Origin of the sequence: Catellatospora aurea, from assembly GCF_042663325.1 — a bacterium.
GTDB classification, from domain to species: Bacteria; Actinomycetota; Actinomycetes; order Mycobacteriales; family Micromonosporaceae; genus Catellatospora; species Catellatospora aurea.
In genome coordinates this window covers 303,923-319,890 of the sequence record NZ_JBHTAC010000003.1, presented here as the reverse complement: position 1 = coordinate 319,890, position 15,968 = coordinate 303,923, and the positions used below count along the sequence as shown (strand labels likewise).

Genomic DNA, 15,968 nt, shown 5'->3' with positions numbered 1-15,968 from the left:
GGCGACATCCTCATGGCGATCCCTTGGCGATCATCGGTTCATCCTGCCACCGGGTTCGTCGATCGCGGGGTCCTCGCCGACTCGTGACGGATCCGGAAGCAGCATCGAGGCGAGCCTCGCGGGGTCGGCCACGATCGCGATGGCGGTGATCCGGCCGTCGGTGACCGTGAACGAGATGATCGAGAGCGGAGTTCCGTCCGCCTGCCAGGAGGACCGGCAGGTGCGGATCAACGCGGCGACCTGCCTTCCCATTCGCGGCGCCTGGCGCGATCCGCACCGACGGGACTCGCGTCTGGCAGGCGCCACTCGGATTCGCCATCATTGACACATGACGATCACCGACGGGCTGCTGTGGCAAGCCACCGACCAGGGCCGGAACTGGCTTGTCTGGACCCGGCGAGCCGCGATCACCATCGCGATCGGAGCCGTGGGCGTGCTGGCGGTGGTGTGCGGAGAGCCCATGCTCGGCTACTTCGTGGCTGGCTGCGCCGCGCTCGTCGTGGTGATCGGTGCCGTCTACCTGGTCTGGGACCGTACGAGGTTCCTCGAGATCCGGCTGACTGAGGGTCCGGTTCCGACGCTCGACATCCGCATGGTCACCCGCCGTGTGGTGCAGGTCGTCCTCGACGACGTCGCCCGCGTCGAGCTGATCTGCACGTATCCCGCGTACGACCCCGATTACCCGAACGACCCCCGCACGAGCGACGCTGTGCTGTTGCTGCGGTTGAGCGGCAGGCGTGGCTGGTACCGCAGCCGGGCGCGCAGCTCCACGTCCGCCGAGGCAGCCGAAGAGATCCGCGCCGAATGGCAGCGGCGGTGCCCCCGGGCGACGGTGACCCGCGAGGTTCGATTCCGGACCGGCGGCACCAACGACTGAGAGTCCGTGCGGACCGGCCGGTCGGCGAGCCCGCGGCTGCTCGGACGCCGCGGGCTCGCCGACCGGATGCCGGCCGGCATTGCCGGTTCAGTCCTGCTGGTCGAGGAACGCGAGGGCGGCCGACGCGAACAGGGGCGAGTCGACGATGTTGTAGTGGGTCAGGCCGGGCAGGATGGCCAGCGCGTGGCCGCCCTTGGGCCGGCCGTCACCCATCCAGCCGCCGTCGCGCTGCCCGCCGTCGAGCAGGCTGAAGATCTCGACGAAGTGGCTCGGCGGGGCCATGTCGGCGTCGGCGGCGACGATCAGCGTCGGCACCTGCAGCCCGCGTACCTCGTCGGTGTAGTCGAAGTCCTTCTGCATCGCCTCCCCGATCTTGTCGAGCAGCCGCGGGAAGTCCTGCGGGCGCGGCGCGACGCGCTGGTACAGCTCGTACATCGGGGTGTCCTTCATGAACTCGGCGGCGGCCGCGTTCACCTGGCCCTGCTGCCCGAGCATCTCCGGGTAGATCGCGCTGCGGCGGATGTTCGCCGAGGCGGAGACCACGCGGCCGACCTTGCCGGGGTGCCGGATCGCGGTCAGCAGGGCGACGCCGCCGCCGAGGGAGAAGCCGACGACGTCCGGGCGGTCCAGCCCGAGGTGGTCGATGAGCGCGGCGATGTCGTCGGCCATCAGCGGCACCTCGAGCGGGCGGTCGATGTCCGCGGTGCGGCCGTGGCCCTGCAGGTCGACGGCGATGACCTGGTGGTGGTCGGCGAGCGCGGGCAGGATAGGCCCGAACATCTCCCCCGAGCCGAGCCCGCCGTGCAGCAGGATCATCGGCCGGCCGGAACCGTGGATCTCGTAGTAGAGGTTGATGCCGTTCACCTCGGCGTACGCGCCGGTGCCCGTCGTGTCGCCGGCCCGTTCGGTGGTGCTCATGGTGCTCTCCTCAGTCTCGCGGATGGGTCTACACCTGCCCTGACGGGTCGAGCGACGCGAACTCATCGGTGCCCGAGAAAGAATCTGACCGTATGCCGGACCGCAGCGCAGGAAGGCGCGGGCACTGCCCGGTTAATCGGTTGTCGCTGCCATTCGCCTCGACGACGATGGGCCTCATCCACCGGCCCAGACTCGCCTATCGCCAAGAGGGGCTGCCGATCCGCCCGACCATCACGGAGCCCACCATGGATCTCGCCCAACGCCGCGAGCTGGCCCGCAGGGCGCTCGACGGGTACGACAGCGGCCCTGACGCCACGACCCGGGCGCTGGCCGACGCACAGGCGAAGATCGACGGCGCGGTGGCACTGATCCTCGTGGAAGGTCTCAGCGACCGGATCGCGCTGGAGACGGCCGCAGCGGGTCGGGGGCGGGATCTCGAAGCGGAGCGCGTCGTGATCGTGCCGATCGGTGGAGCGCATGCGATCGGCCGTTTCCTGACCGAGCTGGGCCCGTTGGCCGCCCAGGTGCGGCTGTCGGGCCTGTGCGACGTGCGCGAGGAGGAGATCTTCCGGCGCGCACTGGTGGCCGCCGGGGTCGGTTCGCCGCGTACCCGTGCTGACATGGCCGGGCTCGGGTTCGAGGTCTGTGTCGACGACCTCGAACAGGAGCTGATCCGCGCCATCGGCCCGGCGCAGGTCGAGGCGTTGTTCGACTCGCAGGGCGACCTGGGGTCGTTCCGCTCGCTGCAGAGCCAGCCGGCCTGGCGAGGCCAGGACACCGAGCGGCAGATGTGGCGGTTCCTGCGCGCCGGGTCACGCCGGAACCTGCGGTACGCGCGCCTGCTCACCGAGGCGGCGATGAACCGCGGCACGCTGCCCCGGCCGCTCGCCGCGCTTGTCGACAGAGCCGCCTGACGCGAGTGCGTCGACGACGCTCGGCGCGCTGATGGCCATCAGCGGCAGGACAACCCCGTGCGGATGCCGTACGCCGTCCAGGGCGGTTGCCTAGGTCACGCTGGGTAGCGCTCGGCGCGATCGTCGCTCTAGGCTCTGGAGCATGTCCACGTCTTCGCGGTTGTTTGCGCGCCCGGCCCTGATGGCCGCCGGCGCCCCGCGTCGTACGTGTCGAATGTGTCGCTGACGAGGGCCATCGTCCGCTCGCGCCCCGAAGCGAGCACTCGCGCGACCGTTGCCGTCGCGACCGCACCTGCCCCGTGAGTCTCCGCTCGCGTACCGCTTCCACGCCCGTCCGGCGTCGGCCTGCGGTTCTTTCCGGCCGTCCCGTCACGGCCGGATCTCACCCTGCGTAATCATTTCCCGGGAAGAGCCGTACCCAGCGATGATCGAATTGCACCGTTTGCGAAAAACCTATCCCGGCGGCGTGACCGCGCTCGACGGCGTCGATCTGCACGTCGCCCCCGGTGAGGTGTACGGCGTCGTCGGCCGCAGCGGCGCGGGCAAGAGCACTCTGCTGCGCGCCGTCAACCTGCTCGAACGCCCCGACAGCGGAACCGTGCGGGTGGCCGGACAGGAGCTGACCGCGCTCGCTCCGCGGGAGCTGCGCGCCGCGCGCCGCCGCATCGGCATGATCTTCCAGCAGTTCCACCTGCTGTCCGCACGCACCGTCGCCGGCAACGTGGCGCTGCCGCTGGAACTGGCCGGGGTGTCACGCGCCGCACGGGCCGGCCGGGTCCGCGAGCTGCTCGACCTGGTGGGCCTCGCCGACCGGGCGGGCGAGCACCCGGCTCGGCTGTCCGGCGGGCAGCGCCAGCGGGTCGCCATCGCGCGGGCGCTGGCCACCGACCCGGCGGTGCTGCTGTGCGACGAGGCGACCAGCGCGCTCGACCCGTACACCACGGTCGAAATCCTGCAGTTGCTGCGCGACCTCAACCGGCGGCTCGGGCTGACCGTCCTGCTGATCACGCACGACCTGGGCGTCGTCCAGCGGATCTGCGACCGAGCCGGGGTGCTCGAAGCGGGCCGCCTGGTCGAGTCCGGACCCGTCGCGGGGCTGCTCGGGCAGCCGGAATCCGCCCTGTCCGCGCTGGCCCAGGCGGTGCGCTGATGATCGACCTGCTGCTGCCGGCCACCGGCGAGACCCTGCACATGGTCGGCCTGGCCACGCTGTTCACCGTGCTCGCCGGGCTGCCGCTGGGCGTGCTGCTCGGGTACGGCCCGGCGCCGCTGCGGCTGGTGCTCGGCGCGATCGTGAACGTCGGACGGTCGGTGCCGTTCGTCATCTTGATGATCGCGGTCATCCCGCTCACCCGCGCCCTGCTGGGCACCTCGATCGGCACCGCCGCCGCGGTGGTGCCGCTGACCGTCGGCGCGATCCCGTTCTTCGCCCGGCTCGTCGAGGGCGCACTACGCGACGTCGACCCCGGGCTGACCGAGGCCGGGCACGCGTTCGGCGCGACCCGGGCGCAGATCGTCGCCCGCGTACTGCTCCCGGAGGCACTGCCGGCCCTGATCCGCGGGCTGACCGTGACCGCGGTCGCGCTCGTCGGCTACTCGGCCATGGCCGGCGTGATCGGCGGCGGCGGGCTCGGCTACCTCGCCATCCGCTACGGCTACCAGCGCTTCGAGACCGACGTCATGCTCGCCACCGTCGCCGTCCTCGTCGCCCTGGTCCAACTCGTCCAGCTCACCGGCGACCGCCTGGCCCGCCGCCTCGACCGCCGCTGACCACCACATCCGGCCCACCACATCCAAGGAGAACACTCATGAACCGCCGTGCCCTCGTGGCCGCACCGCTCGCCCTGCTCGCCGGACTCGCCCTCGCCGCGTGCGGCACCCCGGCCGCCGACAAGCCCGCCGACGCCCTGGTCGTCGGTGCCAGCTCCGCCCCGCACGCCCAGATCCTGGCCGAGGCCGCCAAACTCGTTCCCGACCTGAAATTGCAGGTCCAGGAGTTCGACGACTACGTACAGCCGAACCTGGCCACCGAGAGCGGCGAGCTGGACGCCAACTACTTCCAGCACCAGGCCTACCTCGACGACTTCGCCGCCGGCAACCCGGTTCACCTGGTCGCGGTCGCGCCGGTGCACATCGAGCCGCTGGGGGCGTACTCGAAGAAGGTCAAGTCCATCGCGGACCTGCCGCAGGGCGCGCACGTGGCGATCCCCGCCGACGCCACCAACGGCGGGCGCGCGCTCGCGCTGCTGGCCGGGCAGGGCCTGATCACGCTGAAGGACGGCGCGGGGGTCAAGGCCACCGAGCGCGACATCGCCGCCAACCCGATGCAGCTGAAGATCACCGCACTGGAGGCGGCGCAGCTGCCACGCTCGCTGGACGACGTCGACCTCGCCGTGATCAACGGCAACTTCGCGCTGCAGGCCGGGCTCAAGCCGGCCACCGACGCGCTGGCGCTGGAGGCCGCGAAGGACAACCCGTACGCGAACCTGCTGGTGGTCAAGCAGGGCCACGAGAACGACCCGCGCATCCAGCGGCTGGCCCAGGTGCTGGCCTCGCCGGAGATCAAGAAGTTCATCGAGTCCACCTACGACGGCGCGGTCATCCCCGCCTCGTGAGCCCGTCGGCGGCACGGCCGGGCGGGGCCGTGCCGCCGACGCCCTGTTCAGGCCGTGAGTTCGCGCACCCGGGGCACGACCTCCTGCGCGAACCGCCGCAGCTGGTCGAGTTCCGACATGACGGGCCAGAACACGAAGGTGTCGAACCGCAGCCCGTCGGCCCATCCGGCCAGCGTCTGCGCCCAGGTCTCGGCGTCGCCGAACAGGCCCTTGCCGCGCTGGGAACCGCCGATCATCCCGAGCACGTTGTACAGGCGGCGCACTTCGCCCGGGTCCCGGCCGGCCCGCGCGGCCGCCTGGTCGATCAGCTTCTGCTTGGCGGAGACCTCGCCGGGCGGCACGTACACGTTCAGCGGGCTGATCCAACCGTCGGCCAGTTCGCCGATCAGGCCGAGCATGCGCGGTCCCTGCGCGCCCAGCCACACCGGCACCCGGTGCGGTGTCGCCGGTCCGGGCTCGTATCCGCCGACCCGGTGGTGGCGGCCGTCCATCGCGATCGGCCCGTCCGCGTCGAGCGCCGCCCGCAGCAGCCGCAGCGCTTCGGCGGTGAACTCGACGGCCGCGCCGCCGCGTACCGCGTTGCCGCCCATCGCCGCGACCGCGTCCGGGAAGCCGCCCGAGCCGACGCCCAGCTCGAACCGGCCGCCGGTCAGCACATCGAGGGACGCGGCGGCCTTGGCCAGCATCGGCACGGGCCGCAGCGCCATGTCGGCGACGTCGGTGAGCAGCCGCACCCGGCTGGTACGCGCGCCGAGGTGGGTCAGCGCCGCCATGGTGTCCAGGTGCCCCGGCTGGTACGGGTGGTCCTGCACGGCGATCAGGTCCAGCCCCGCCTCGTCGGCGGCCTGCGCCAGCGCGGTCATGCCGGCGACGTCGCCCGCCGACGGGGTGACCGCGAGCCCGAACCGCAGTCCGTCAGCCATGGAAAGGCCACCTCTTCCAGGTCTTGAGCACGGGCTCCAGCGCGTCCTCCTCGAACGCCAGGTGTTCGAGCAGGTGGTCGGAGAGCGTGCGCAGCGCTTCCACCAGCTTCGCGCGGATCTCCGCGTCGCCGCCGCCCAACGCCCGAGCCGCCCCCTCGACCTGGTCGAGCAGGTCGGACACCATGCGGTGGTCGGACTCCAGCCGGTCGACGGTCTGACGCAGGTGCGGCGCGGCCTTGCGTACCGCGGGGAACAGCATCGCCGATTCGAGGTGGTGATGGTGGTGCACGAACTGGCAGTAGCTCAGGCAGTTGACCTTCAGCTGGAACAGCGCGCCGTTGCTCTGCAGCCCGCGTACGCCCTCCTGGAGCGCGGCGGCCGGCGCTCCGGCCGCGGCCTGGTCGGCCAGCCGCCGCACCACGGCCAGGTCACGGCGCACCATGTCGTGGATCGCCTGCAGCTCGGCCAGCAGGGGGTTGTCCATCGTTCGTTGTCTCGTCATCGCACGTCTCATTCGCCAGGGGTGACGCCGCAGTGATCACGGCGCTCCCCCAGCCTGGCCGCCGACGCCCGTTGCGAGCAAACCCCGGGTTAGTCACTAACCATTTGTTAGTATGTCAACCGGCCGCCCGGCGGTAGCGGTCGGCGAGCCGGCGCAGCGCCTCGGACAGCTCGGGGGCGTCCTGGACCGTGAAGTCGGCGTCGAGCAGGCCGATCCACATCGCCATCGACTCGGCGGTGTCCGCGCCGGTGGTCACCGCGCAGGTCTGCTCGTCGATCACCTCGACCGAGCCGGCCGTGGCGGGCAGCCGCTGCGCGATCACCTCCGCCGGCGCGTGCACCACGATCCTCGCCCGGTACTGCCAGGTCGCGGTGGACACACCCCGGGACACGTACGCGGCGAGGTCCTCGGCGGGCAGCGGGCGCGGCGCGAACCGGGGCCCGCCGGGCACCCGCGGCTCGATCCGGTCGACGCGGAACGTGCGCCAGTCGCCGCGCTGGGCGTCGAAGGCGACGAGATACCACTTGCGACCCCAGTTGACCAGCCGGTACGGCTCGACGTCGCGCAGCGTCGCGGTGCCGTCGTGCGCGCGATAGTCGAACCGGACCCGCTCGTGGTCCCGGCACGCCGCAGCGAGCGTCGTCAGCACCTGAGGGTCGACCTCCGGCCCGCGCCGCCGCGCCGGAACCGCCACCGTGTACGTCTGCAGCGCGTTCACCCGCCGCCGCAGCCGCACCGGCAGCACCTGCTCCACCTTGGCCAGCGCCCGCAGCGACGTGTCCTCCACCCCCGCGATCGACCCGGCGGCCGCCGTACGCAGTCCGACCGCGACGGCGACCGCCTCCTCGTCGTCGAGCAGCAGCGGCGGCAGGTTCGCCCCCGCGCCGAGGCGGTAGCCGCCGACCGCCCCGCGGGTGGCGTGCACGGGATAGCCGAGGTTGCGCAGCCGCTCCACGTCGTTGCGCACCGTCCGGGTGCTGACCTCCAGGCGGCCGGCGAGTTCGGTGCCGCTCCACTCCCTCGGGGTCTGCAGGAGCGACAGCAGCTTCAGCAGGCGCGCGGATGTCTCCAACATGTTCCCGATAATGCCAGGTCATTAGGAACGAACTGTTCCTAATGGCCTGGCAGGGTCATCGGCATGGAGAACATCAGCAACGGCCGCCGCTGGCTCGGCCTCATGGCGATCCTCGCCGCGACCCTCATGAACCTGCTCGACTCGACCGTGGTCAACGTGGCCGCCCCGTCGATCCTGGCCGACCTGCACGGCAGCTACGGCGACCTGCAGTGGATCGCCGCCGGATACACCCTGGCCCTGGCCGTCGGCCTGCTGGTCGGCGGGCGGCTCGGCGACATGTTCGGCCGCCGCCGGGTGCTGCTGATCGGCGTCGTCGGCTTCGTGGCCGCGTCGGCGCTGTGCGCGGCCGCCTGGTCGCCCGAGTCGCTGATCGGCGCCCGGGTCGTGCAGGGCCTGTTCGGCGCGGTCATGATCCCGCAGGGCTTCGGCCTGATCCGCGACCTGTTCGGACCCGCCGACATCGGCAAGGCGTTCGGGGTGTTCGGCCCGGCCATCGGCCTGTCCACGATCCTCGGGCCGGTGGTGTCCGGAGTGCTCGTCGACGCCGACGTGTTCGGCACGGGCTGGCGCATGGTGTTCGCCATCAACCTGCCGCTCGGACTGTTCGCGCTGATCGCCGGTCTGCGTACGCTGCCGGCGGGGATCAGCCCGGCACGGGCCCGGCGGCTGGACACCCTCGGCGCGCTGCTCGCCGCAGCGGGCATGTTCCTGCTGGTCTTCCCGCTGATGCAGGGGCGCGAGCTCGGCTGGCCCGCGTGGACCTGGGCCATGCTGGCGGCTTCGGTCGTGGTGCTCGGCGCGTTCGCCGCCTACCAGCACCGCCGCAAGGCATCCGGGCGTACGCCGCTGGTCGAGCTGAGCGTGTTCGCGAAGCGCTCGTACACCTCCGGCACGCTGTTCGTGCTGGTGTTCTTCGGCGCGATCGTCGGCTTCTCCCTCGCTGTCGGGCTGTTCCTGCAGCTCGGCCTCGGGTACAGCCCGGTGCGGGCGAGCGTGACCATGTCGGCGTGGGCGATCGGGGCGTTCCTCGGCTCGGGCTTCAGCGCCGGCGCCATGGCGAAACTCGGCCGCCGCGTCCTGCACCTGGGCCTGGCCCTGATGACCGTCGGCCTGATCCTGCTCTACGCGATGTTCTCCGCGCACGGAACGGGCATCGGGGGTTGGAGCCTGGCGCTGCCGCTGTTCGCGTACGGCCTGGGCATGGGCATGATCTTCGTGCCCTTGTTCGACGTGATCATGGGCGACATCGCCGACCACGAGGTCGGTTCGGCCTCGGGCATCCTGGAGTCGATCCAGCAGCTCGGCTCTTCGCTGGGCGTGGCCGCGCTGGGCACGGTGTTCTTCACCGCGGCCGGGGTCACCGGGCAGGCGGCCGGGTTCCTGCACGCCTCGCAGCGGGTGACCCTGGTGACGATCGCGCTGACGGCTCTCGCGTTCGGACTGGCGTTCCTGCTGCCCCGCCGGGTCCGGCAGCACCAGCCGCCGGCGCAGGGGGTGACCAAGGCCGCCGAACCGGCGCGGGTCCTGGTCAACGCATAGTCCTCACGAACAGCGGGCCTCACCGGTGATCCAGGTGGGGCCCGCTCGGCTATTCCTTCACCACCTCAACCGGCGTGCGAGGGTCCGTCGCTTTCCGTCCGCTCGGGATTGAGATCGTGACCACGAGTGCTGCTTGCGATCTCGCGCGCCCCCGGGCTGTGGCCGGCTCTCATACGGGCAAGGCGAGTTCCGCGGCCAGCGTGTTGAGGTCCAGGTCGAGCACGTTGGCCAGGGCGGCGACGGTGAAGAACGCCGGTGTGGCGATGACGCCCTGCTCGATCTTGCGAAGCGTGTCGAGGGAGATGCCGGCCAGCAGGGCGACCTCGGCCGCGCTGCGGTTGCCGCGGGCCTGCTGCAGCGTGCGGCCCAGGGCGAGCCCGCGCCGGCGCTCGTCCTCGGTCAATGGGGTACGCACCATGGCACTGATTCTAATCCTGGTATCGGAATACCAGGCAGCGGTCCATTGACGTCCCAAGTGATTTTGCGGTATGCCGTTTGTGCAGTACCTTGGCGCGAACAATTCTCACGGCCAGAGCCGACGCGCGCGACGGGGACGCACGCCGGCGGCGTCAGGCATGGAGGCCGCACGCATGACCACATATACCGTCACCATCACGCCTGACGACCCCGCACAGGCCGTCACGACGATCCGGCTGGACCTCGACGGCCCGACGCCCATCGTCCGCGAGCTGCGCCTGTCCCCCGGTTCCGGCGGCAGCCTGGTGCCCGGCGACCTGCCCGTGCTCGACCTGAACCAGCTCGTCACCGCGGTGCTCGCGGCGACGACGGGGAGCACCCCGGCTGTCGCACCGGTCAAGCCGTCCCCGAGCACCCCGGCCGTGCCCGCGTCGGCCGCCGGCGAGCCGGCGACGCAGGCCCCTGCTGCGGTCGAGTCCGTCGCCGCGAAGCCGAACGCCCGTAAGCGTGCCGCGGCCAAGCCTGCCCCGGCCACGCCCGGCACGGCGAAGGCCGCTCCGGCGAAGGCCACCGTCGTGAAGACCGCCAAGGCCGACGCGGGCAAGTCCGCCGCGCCCAAGGCCGGCGCGGCGAAGCCGGCCAAGGCGAGTGCGGCGAAGGCGGTGCGGGCCAAGGCATCCGCGCGCAGCGCCGCGGCAGCCGTACGGGAGAAGAAGGCATCCCCGGCGAAGGCGACGGCAAAGAAGGCCGCGTCGTCCACTCCGGACAGTAGCCGTCCGAGCGCGGGCAGCCGCAGCTACCGCAAGCTGCCCGAGGACTTCGAGCAGGTGCTGCGCCAGGCCGGCGACAGCGCGAGCGTCATCGCCGACCATTACGACGTGCCCCGGCACACCGCGTACGGCTGGATCCGCACGGCCCGCAAGAAGGCCGCCACCGCCTGACCCGGCAGGGGCGACGGCGCCGGAAAGGCGGTTCCGTCGCCCGGTCGGGCTGGTCGAGGCCGCCCAGCTGGCGGTGGTGGCCGCGTTCGCCGAGGAGCCGTGCTCCCCGACCACGTGCTGCGCGCGCGTTGGGCGGCCTGACGGCGGCCAGGCTGGCGGCCGCCCAAATGCTTGACTAAAGTCAGTATATGGGCGAGCAGCTGGTGGACACCGTTCGCCGCTTCAACCGGACCGTCACGCAGCGTGTCGGCGCGCTGGACGACGGTTACCTGACCCGCGACCGGCCGCTGGCGCAGGCGCGTCTGCTCTGGGAAGTCGGGCCCGCCGGAGCCGAGATCGCCGCCCTGCGCACCCGGCTCGGCCTCGACGCCGGACACCTCAGCCGGCTGCTGCGCACCCTCGAAGGCGACGGCCTGATCACGGTGAACTCCGCCCCGGGAGACGGCCGGGTGCGCGTAGCACGGCTCACCGCTGCGGGCCGGACCGAGTGGGACGTGCTCGACCGGCTGTCGGACGAGCTGGCCTGGTCGATCCTGGAGCCGCTCAGCGACAGCCAGCGCACCCGCCTGGCCGCCGCGATGACCGAGGTCGAACGGCTGCTCATGACCTCACTGGTGGAGTTGCGGGTCTGTCATCCCGGCGAACCGGCGGCGCGGGCGTGCCTGCGGGCGTACACACGCGAGCTGGCACAGCGGTTCGAGAGCGGCTTCGACCCGGGTGTCGGCGACGACGACCTCGTGCCGCCCGCCGGGCTGTTCCTGGTCGCGACACTGTCGGGCGAGCCGGTGGGCTGTGGTGGACTGCGCCTGCTCCCCGGCGAGCCCGCCGAGATCAAGCGGGTGTGGGTGTCGCCGTCTGTGCGCGGGCTCGGCCTGGGCCGCCGGATCGTGCGCGAACTGGAGCGCCGGGCAGCTGACGCCGGAGCCGACCTGGTACGGCTGGACACCAACGACAGCCTCACCGAGGCGATCCAGCTCTACCGCAGCTCGGGCTACCACGAGATCCCCGCCTACGACGACAACCCGTACGCCCGGCACTGGTTCGCCAAGCCGCTGAGCAGCGACGACGCCGCGGGGCGGTGACTCAGGTCTGGCGCGGATCGTCGCGCGGGTCCACGTACTCCAGGGAGATCGGACCGGTCGCGGTCACCTGGGTCACGTATTCGCCGGACTTCGCCCAGTGGAAGTGGGCCGTCCCGCCGGGCAGCACGATGACGGCTCCCGGCGGATAAGCCTGGAGCTTGGTCTCGTCGAACACTTCACCTCGGCCGATGTAGAAGACGCCGGAGATGACCGTGTAGACGCGGTCCTCGTGGTGCCGGTGCGGCATCAGCCGCTCCCCGGCGGGCAGCCTGACCCGGACCACGTACGGTCCCGGTTCCGGCGGCCTGCCCACCATGACGGCCAAGCGGGCCGCAGGCGGGAATCCGGGAAACGGCTGCCAGTCGATGTCCTCCTGCAGAACCGACTTGAAGACGTCCTGGTCAACGTAGTGGGTGGCCATCCTTCCTCCCTGCCGACGGAAGAACTTGCGCAAACCACTCCAAACGTGGAGCCTACCGGTCTTCACACGCTGCTGGGGCGGGCCGGGTCGAACACCTCACTCACGTCGATCCGGCTGAAGGCGTCGAGCAGCGCGTCGGTGCCGCTGGCGACCTTGAGGTCCATCTCAGCCGGGTGCAGCGGCACCAGCGCCAGCAGCGAGATCTCCTTGCCGCTCGTGGTCACGATGGTGTTCGCCTCTTCCGCACAGCGGATCATCGGCGCGATCAGCACCCCGGCGAAAGGAGTGTCGGCCGAGTACGGCTCGGCCGGGTGCCCGTTGGGGATGGAGTGCCACGGCCCGAGCCAGGTGCGGTACTCGTGCGGCAGCCGCGCCGCCATCTTCAGCAGCCTGACCGGCCAGTACGCGGCCTCGTCACGGAAGGCTTCGCCGGTCATCGGCCAGTCGGCGGGCAACGAGATCATCAACTCGGCGTACCGGCTGTAGCCCTCGGGTGCGGCCATCGGCAGTTCGCTCATACCCGAGGTGATCAGGGTGTAAAAGGGACGGTCCGGGGTCGGCTCGACCACGTGCACATCCACGTGCACCAGGTCGGAGACCATCTCGTGCCACACGTACGCGATGGGGCCGAAGTTGGCCTCGATGTGGCGGTCGATCGCCTCAGCGGTCTCCTGGTCACCACCAACGGCGGGCTCCCACTGCTGCTCGCGCGGTGCGGGGCGAAGGATTCCGGAGCCCACGGGGGCCTGCCCGTCCGAAGTCGTCATGCGGCAGAGCGTAAGACCCATGATCGACTTTGTCATACCGTCCCGGTGACACCGTGCATCCAGCCTGATCCGAGGCCCCATCCGTCGCTGAGCGAGTGATCTGACTCACCGAACGTCACAAACCGCCGGACGCGCGGTGTCTTGAGGCCGCACCTTGGAGACGAAGGAGAACCCCATGGCCAGGAACACCGAGGTCGTCGTGATCGGCGGCGGATACGCGGGCGTGATGGCGGCCAACCGCCTGACCAAGCGTGAGGGCGTGACAGTGACCCTGATCAACCCGCGGGCGAAGTTCGTGGAGCGCATCCGCCTGCATCAGCTCGTCGGCGGGTCGGACGACGCGCTCGTCGACTACCAGCGGATCCTGGCGCGCGGCGTCCGGTTCGTGGTCGACACCGTGACCCGGATCGACGCCCCCGGCCGCCGCGTGACCACGGCGAGCGGCGGCATCCTCGCCTACGACTACCTGATCTACGCCGTGGGCAGCGGCAGCGGCGAACCGAGCGTGCCCGGCGCGGCCGAGCACGCCTACCCGATCTCCACCCTGGAGGACGCGCTGCGGCTGCGGCCGGTCGTCGAGGCAGCGCCGGCATCGGCCGCGCTGACGGTGGTGGGCGGCGGGTCCACCGGCATCGAGACCGCCTCCGAGCTGGCGGAGCAGGGCCGCAAGGTCACGCTCGTGTGCGGCAGGACGCTCGGGGCCTACCTGCACCCGCACGCCCGGCGGGCGGTCGCCGAGCGGCTCGCCGAACTCGGTGTCACCGTGCTGGAGGGCGGCGGCACGACGGTGACCGCGGTGACGCGGGACGCGGTCCGGCTCGCCGACGGCCGTGAGCTGCCCAGCGCGGTGACCATCTGGACCGCGGGATTCGCCGTCCCCGACCTGGCCGCCCGCAGCGGGCTGAGCACGGACGCGCTGGGGCGCCTGCTCACCGACGAGACGCTCACCAGCGTGGACGACCCGCGGATCGTCGCGGCCGGGGACTCGGCGGCGCCGTCGGACCTGCCGGTGCGGATGAGCTGCCAGTCCGCTATGCAGATCGGCCCGCAGGCCGGCGAGACGGTGCTGAGCAGGATCGCCGGCAAGCGGCCCGCCGACTTCAACGTCGGGTTCTTCGGCCAGTGCATCAGCCTGGGCCGCCGCGCGGGAATCGTCCAGTACGCCCGGCGCGACGACTCCGTGACGAAGGCGTTCCTGCTGAACGGGCGGCCCCTGGCCATGCTCAAGGAAGGCGTGTGCAAGAGCACCGTATGGCAGCTGTCGCAGGAGGCACGCCACCCCGGCATGCTCAACCTGTGGTTCAAGGACCGGGCTCGCCGCAAGTCGCTGCCCGCCAGGGCCGGCGAGGCCGCACCCGGCCGGACGGCCTGAGGAGGACCCTGATGAGCGAGCACGCCGGTGATCCGGCCACCGAGGCTTTCGTCGCCCACCGGAACCTGCTGTTCACCGTCGCCTACGAGATCCTCGGGTCGGCGGCCGACGCGGAGGACGTGCTGCAGGAGACCTGGCTGCGATGGGTCAAGGTCGATCTGGATCAGGTACGCGACCAGCGCGCCTACCTGATCCGGATCACCACCCGGCAGTCGCTCAACCGGCTGCGCACCCTGCAGCGGCGCCGGGAGGCCTATGTCGGCCCGTGGCTGCCCGAGCCGCTGCTCACCGCACCCGACACGGCCGAGGACGTCGAGCTGGCCGAGAGCGTGTCGATGGCGTTGATGCTCGTCCTGGAGACCCTCACGCCGACCGAGCGGGCCGTGTTCGTGCTGCGCGAGGCGTTCGACGTCGACTACGACGAGATCGCGGCGGCCGTCGACAAGACCCCGGCGGCCGTACGCCAGATCGCGCACCGGGCCCGGCAGCACGTCGACGCCCGCCGCCCGCGCACCGTGGTCTCCCCCGGCGAGCGGCGGGCCGCGCTGGAGGCGTTCCAGCGGGCGGTCGAGACCAGCGACCTGCAGGCCCTGCTCGGCGTGCTCGCGCCCGACGTCGTCGTGGTCAGTGACGGCGGCGGCCGCAAGCTGGCCGCGCTGCAGCCGGTCGTCGGAGCCGACAAGGCCGTCCGGCTGTTCGTCGGGAGCATGCAGAAGGTGGGCGGCACGCTCAGCACCGAACCGGCCGTGGTCAACGGCAACCCGGCGCTGCTGTTCCGCCTCGACGGCGAACTCGACGGCGTCGCCGCCCTGCGGATCGAGGACGGCCTCGTCACCGGCATCTACTACGTCCGCAACCCGGAGAAGCTGTCCCGCGTCGAGTCCGAAACGCCGCTGACCCTGCGCTGAGGCTTCACTCGAAGCGGCTGGGGTCGCCGGCGCCCACGCGCAGGATCTCCGGTTCGCCTTCGGAGAAGTCGACGACGGTGGTGGGTTCGGTGCCGCAGTCACCGGAGTCGATGACGGCGTCGATCTGGTGGTCCAGGCGCTCCTTGATCTCCCAGCCCTGGGTCATCGGCTCGGTGTCGCCGGGCAGCAGCAGGGTGCTGGAGACCAGCGGCTCGCCGAGTTCGGCCAGCAGGGCCTGCGCCACCGGGTGGTCGGGGATGCGCACGCCGACGGTGTGCTTCTTGGGGTGCAGCATGCGGCGCGGCACCTCGCGCAGCGCGGGGAGGATGAACGTGTAGCTGCCCGGGGTCGCCGCCTTGATCAGCCGGAACACCGCGTTGTCTATCTTCACGAACTGCCCGAGCTGGGCGAAGTCGCGGCACACCAGCGTGAAGTGGTGCCGCTCGTCGAGCTTGCGGATGTCGCGGATGCGGTCGAGCCCGTTCTTGTCGCCCAGCTTGCAGCCGAAGGCGAAGCACGAGTCGGTCGGGTAGGCGATCAGCCCGCCCTCCCGCACGATGTCGACGACCTGGCGGATGGAGCGGGCCTGCGGGTTGTCCGGGTGCACGTCGAAATACCTGGCCACACGCTGAGCGTAGTCCTCGGCGGGCGAGCGCGCTCGGGGCACGCGCGGGCGCGGGCACCCGCCCCACCACCG

General features: G+C 71.5%; 19 protein-coding genes. 10 read left to right on the top strand and 9 right to left on the bottom strand.

The genetic code is table 11. The features are described from left to right. Window positions 1-30: 30 nt before the first annotated feature. Window positions 31-252 (bottom strand): hypothetical protein, encoded by a 222-nt coding sequence (locus ACFQO7_RS05115; protein WP_376805290.1) that lies wholly within the window; start codon window positions 250-252, stop codon window positions 31-33. A 76-nt stretch (window positions 253-328) separates the two neighbouring features. Between ACFQO7_RS05115 and ACFQO7_RS05110 the strand changes: the two genes are divergently transcribed. Then, window positions 329-877 (top strand): hypothetical protein, encoded by a 549-nt coding sequence (locus ACFQO7_RS05110; RefSeq protein WP_376805289.1) that lies wholly within the window; start codon window positions 329-331, stop codon window positions 875-877. An 87-nt stretch (window positions 878-964) separates the two neighbouring features. Here ACFQO7_RS05110 and ACFQO7_RS05105 read toward each other — a convergent pair whose 3' ends face one another. Beyond that, window positions 965-1,795, bottom strand: a complete 831-nt coding sequence (locus ACFQO7_RS05105; protein WP_376805288.1) for an alpha/beta fold hydrolase — start codon at window positions 1,793-1,795, stop codon at window positions 965-967. A 245-nt stretch (window positions 1,796-2,040) separates the two neighbouring features. Between ACFQO7_RS05105 and ACFQO7_RS05100 the strand changes: the two genes are divergently transcribed. From ACFQO7_RS05100 to ACFQO7_RS05085, 4 genes are all read left to right on the top strand, one after another. Then, entirely contained in the window at window positions 2,041-2,709 is a 669-nt protein-coding gene (locus tag ACFQO7_RS05100) for a TOPRIM nucleotidyl transferase/hydrolase domain-containing protein (protein WP_376805287.1), read from the top strand. Between the two features lie 466 nt (window positions 2,710-3,175). After that, window positions 3,176-3,859 (top strand): methionine ABC transporter ATP-binding protein, encoded by a 684-nt coding sequence (locus tag ACFQO7_RS05095; protein WP_376805286.1) that lies wholly within the window; start codon window positions 3,176-3,178, stop codon window positions 3,857-3,859. Continuing rightward, window positions 3,859-4,479 carry a methionine ABC transporter permease gene (locus tag ACFQO7_RS05090; protein WP_465252378.1) on the top strand — a complete coding sequence of 207 codons (621 nt, stop codon included), beginning with the start codon at window positions 3,859-3,861 and terminating at the stop codon, window positions 4,477-4,479. The genes ACFQO7_RS05095 and ACFQO7_RS05090 overlap by 1 nt, the downstream gene beginning before the upstream one ends. A 38-nt stretch (window positions 4,480-4,517) precedes the next feature. Continuing rightward, a complete protein-coding gene (locus ACFQO7_RS05085; protein ID WP_376805285.1) occupies window positions 4,518-5,324 on the top strand; it encodes a MetQ/NlpA family ABC transporter substrate-binding protein in 807 nt (268 codons plus the stop codon). 47 nt (window positions 5,325-5,371) lie between these two features. On the opposite strand, the gene ACFQO7_RS05080 is transcribed toward ACFQO7_RS05085, so the two are convergent. From ACFQO7_RS05080 to ACFQO7_RS05070, 3 genes are all read right to left on the bottom strand, one after another. Continuing rightward, complete coding sequence (locus ACFQO7_RS05080; RefSeq protein ID WP_376805284.1) at window positions 5,372-6,247, bottom strand: LLM class flavin-dependent oxidoreductase; 876 nt, start codon at window positions 6,245-6,247, stop codon at window positions 5,372-5,374. Then, entirely contained in the window at window positions 6,240-6,749 is a 510-nt protein-coding gene (locus tag ACFQO7_RS05075) for a hemerythrin domain-containing protein (RefSeq protein ID WP_376805283.1), read from the bottom strand. Before ACFQO7_RS05075 ends, ACFQO7_RS05080 begins: the two co-directional genes overlap by 8 nt. A 115-nt stretch (window positions 6,750-6,864) precedes the next feature. Then, on the bottom strand, window positions 6,865-7,824 hold the full coding sequence (locus tag ACFQO7_RS05070; RefSeq protein ID WP_376805282.1) for a helix-turn-helix transcriptional regulator: 960 nt from the start codon (window positions 7,822-7,824) through the stop codon (window positions 6,865-6,867). 63 nt (window positions 7,825-7,887) lie between these two features. On the opposite strand from ACFQO7_RS05070, the gene ACFQO7_RS05065 reads away from it, so the two are divergent. After that, window positions 7,888-9,363 (top strand): MFS transporter, encoded by a 1,476-nt coding sequence (locus tag ACFQO7_RS05065; RefSeq protein WP_376805281.1) that lies wholly within the window; start codon window positions 7,888-7,890, stop codon window positions 9,361-9,363. A gap of 169 nt (window positions 9,364-9,532) precedes the next feature. Here the strand turns inward: ACFQO7_RS05065 and ACFQO7_RS05060 are convergent, their stop codons facing one another. Beyond that, window positions 9,533-9,781 carry a helix-turn-helix domain-containing protein gene (locus ACFQO7_RS05060; RefSeq protein ID WP_203688363.1) on the bottom strand — a complete coding sequence of 83 codons (249 nt, stop codon included), beginning with the start codon at window positions 9,779-9,781 and terminating at the stop codon, window positions 9,533-9,535. 172 nt (window positions 9,782-9,953) lie between these two features. Between ACFQO7_RS05060 and ACFQO7_RS05055 the strand changes: the two genes are divergently transcribed. Both ACFQO7_RS05055 and ACFQO7_RS05050 read left to right on the top strand, forming a co-directional pair. Continuing rightward, window positions 9,954-10,721 carry a hypothetical protein gene (locus ACFQO7_RS05055; RefSeq protein WP_376805280.1) on the top strand — a complete coding sequence of 256 codons (768 nt, stop codon included), beginning with the start codon at window positions 9,954-9,956 and terminating at the stop codon, window positions 10,719-10,721. Between the two features lie 188 nt (window positions 10,722-10,909). After that, window positions 10,910-11,803, top strand: a complete 894-nt coding sequence (locus tag ACFQO7_RS05050) for a bifunctional helix-turn-helix transcriptional regulator/GNAT family N-acetyltransferase (RefSeq protein WP_376805279.1) — start codon at window positions 10,910-10,912, stop codon at window positions 11,801-11,803. Between the two features lies 1 nt (window position 11,804). Here ACFQO7_RS05050 and ACFQO7_RS05045 read toward each other — a convergent pair whose 3' ends face one another. Together ACFQO7_RS05045 and ACFQO7_RS05040 are read right to left on the bottom strand one after the other, a co-directional pair. Beyond that, on the bottom strand, window positions 11,805-12,224 hold the full coding sequence (locus tag ACFQO7_RS05045; protein WP_376805278.1) for a cupin domain-containing protein: 420 nt from the start codon (window positions 12,222-12,224) through the stop codon (window positions 11,805-11,807). A 62-nt stretch (window positions 12,225-12,286) separates the two neighbouring features. After that, window positions 12,287-12,991: a suppressor of fused domain protein gene (locus tag ACFQO7_RS05040; protein ID WP_376805277.1), complete on the bottom strand. Its 705-nt coding sequence runs from the start codon at window positions 12,989-12,991 to the stop codon at window positions 12,287-12,289. A 175-nt stretch (window positions 12,992-13,166) separates the two neighbouring features. Here ACFQO7_RS05040 and ACFQO7_RS05035 point away from each other — a divergent pair, with 175 nt between their 5' ends. Together ACFQO7_RS05035 and ACFQO7_RS05030 are read left to right on the top strand one after the other, a co-directional pair. Beyond that, window positions 13,167-14,363 (top strand): NAD(P)/FAD-dependent oxidoreductase, encoded by a 1,197-nt coding sequence (locus ACFQO7_RS05035; protein WP_376805276.1) that lies wholly within the window; start codon window positions 13,167-13,169, stop codon window positions 14,361-14,363. 11 nt (window positions 14,364-14,374) lie between these two features. Then, window positions 14,375-15,271, top strand: coding sequence for an RNA polymerase sigma-70 factor (locus ACFQO7_RS05030; protein WP_376805275.1), 897 nt, complete (start codon window positions 14,375-14,377; stop codon window positions 15,269-15,271). 4 nt (window positions 15,272-15,275) lie between these two features. Here ACFQO7_RS05030 and ACFQO7_RS05025 read toward each other — a convergent pair whose 3' ends face one another. After that, window positions 15,276-15,896, bottom strand: a complete 621-nt coding sequence (locus ACFQO7_RS05025; protein WP_376805274.1) for an L-threonylcarbamoyladenylate synthase — start codon at window positions 15,894-15,896, stop codon at window positions 15,276-15,278. Window positions 15,897-15,968: the final 72 nt, after the last annotated feature.

What these genes read in the sequence shown, in the direction of transcription:
- ACFQO7_RS05115 (WP_376805290.1), bottom strand. Translation starts at nt 252, where the DNA reads ATGGGAAGGCAGGTCGCCGCGTTGATCCGCACCTGCCGGTCCTCCTGG.
- ACFQO7_RS05110 (WP_376805289.1), top strand. Translation starts at nt 329, where the DNA reads ATGACGATCACCGACGGGCTGCTGTGGCAAGCCACCGACCAGGGCCGG.
- ACFQO7_RS05105 (WP_376805288.1), bottom strand. Translation starts at nt 1,795, where the DNA reads ATGAGCACCACCGAACGGGCCGGCGACACGACGGGCACCGGCGCGTAC.
- ACFQO7_RS05100 (WP_376805287.1), top strand. Translation starts at nt 2,041, where the DNA reads ATGGATCTCGCCCAACGCCGCGAGCTGGCCCGCAGGGCGCTCGACGGG.
- ACFQO7_RS05090 (WP_465252378.1), top strand. Translation starts at nt 3,859, where the DNA reads ATGATCGACCTGCTGCTGCCGGCCACCGGCGAGACCCTGCACATGGTC.
- ACFQO7_RS05085 (WP_376805285.1), top strand. Translation starts at nt 4,518, where the DNA reads ATGAACCGCCGTGCCCTCGTGGCCGCACCGCTCGCCCTGCTCGCCGGA.
- ACFQO7_RS05080 (WP_376805284.1), bottom strand. Translation starts at nt 6,247, where the DNA reads ATGGCTGACGGACTGCGGTTCGGGCTCGCGGTCACCCCGTCGGCGGGC.
- ACFQO7_RS05075 (WP_376805283.1), bottom strand. Translation starts at nt 6,749, where the DNA reads ATGACGAGACAACGAACGATGGACAACCCCCTGCTGGCCGAGCTGCAG.
- ACFQO7_RS05070 (WP_376805282.1), bottom strand. Translation starts at nt 7,824, where the DNA reads ATGTTGGAGACATCCGCGCGCCTGCTGAAGCTGCTGTCGCTCCTGCAG.
- ACFQO7_RS05065 (WP_376805281.1), top strand. Translation starts at nt 7,888, where the DNA reads ATGGAGAACATCAGCAACGGCCGCCGCTGGCTCGGCCTCATGGCGATC.
- ACFQO7_RS05060 (WP_203688363.1), bottom strand. Translation starts at nt 9,781, where the DNA reads ATGGTGCGTACCCCATTGACCGAGGACGAGCGCCGGCGCGGGCTCGCC.
- ACFQO7_RS05055 (WP_376805280.1), top strand. Translation starts at nt 9,954, where the DNA reads ATGACCACATATACCGTCACCATCACGCCTGACGACCCCGCACAGGCC.
- ACFQO7_RS05050 (WP_376805279.1), top strand. Translation starts at nt 10,910, where the DNA reads ATGGGCGAGCAGCTGGTGGACACCGTTCGCCGCTTCAACCGGACCGTC.
- ACFQO7_RS05045 (WP_376805278.1), bottom strand. Translation starts at nt 12,224, where the DNA reads ATGGCCACCCACTACGTTGACCAGGACGTCTTCAAGTCGGTTCTGCAG.
- ACFQO7_RS05040 (WP_376805277.1), bottom strand. Translation starts at nt 12,991, where the DNA reads ATGACGACTTCGGACGGGCAGGCCCCCGTGGGCTCCGGAATCCTTCGC.
- ACFQO7_RS05035 (WP_376805276.1), top strand. Translation starts at nt 13,167, where the DNA reads ATGGCCAGGAACACCGAGGTCGTCGTGATCGGCGGCGGATACGCGGGC.
- ACFQO7_RS05030 (WP_376805275.1), top strand. Translation starts at nt 14,375, where the DNA reads ATGAGCGAGCACGCCGGTGATCCGGCCACCGAGGCTTTCGTCGCCCAC.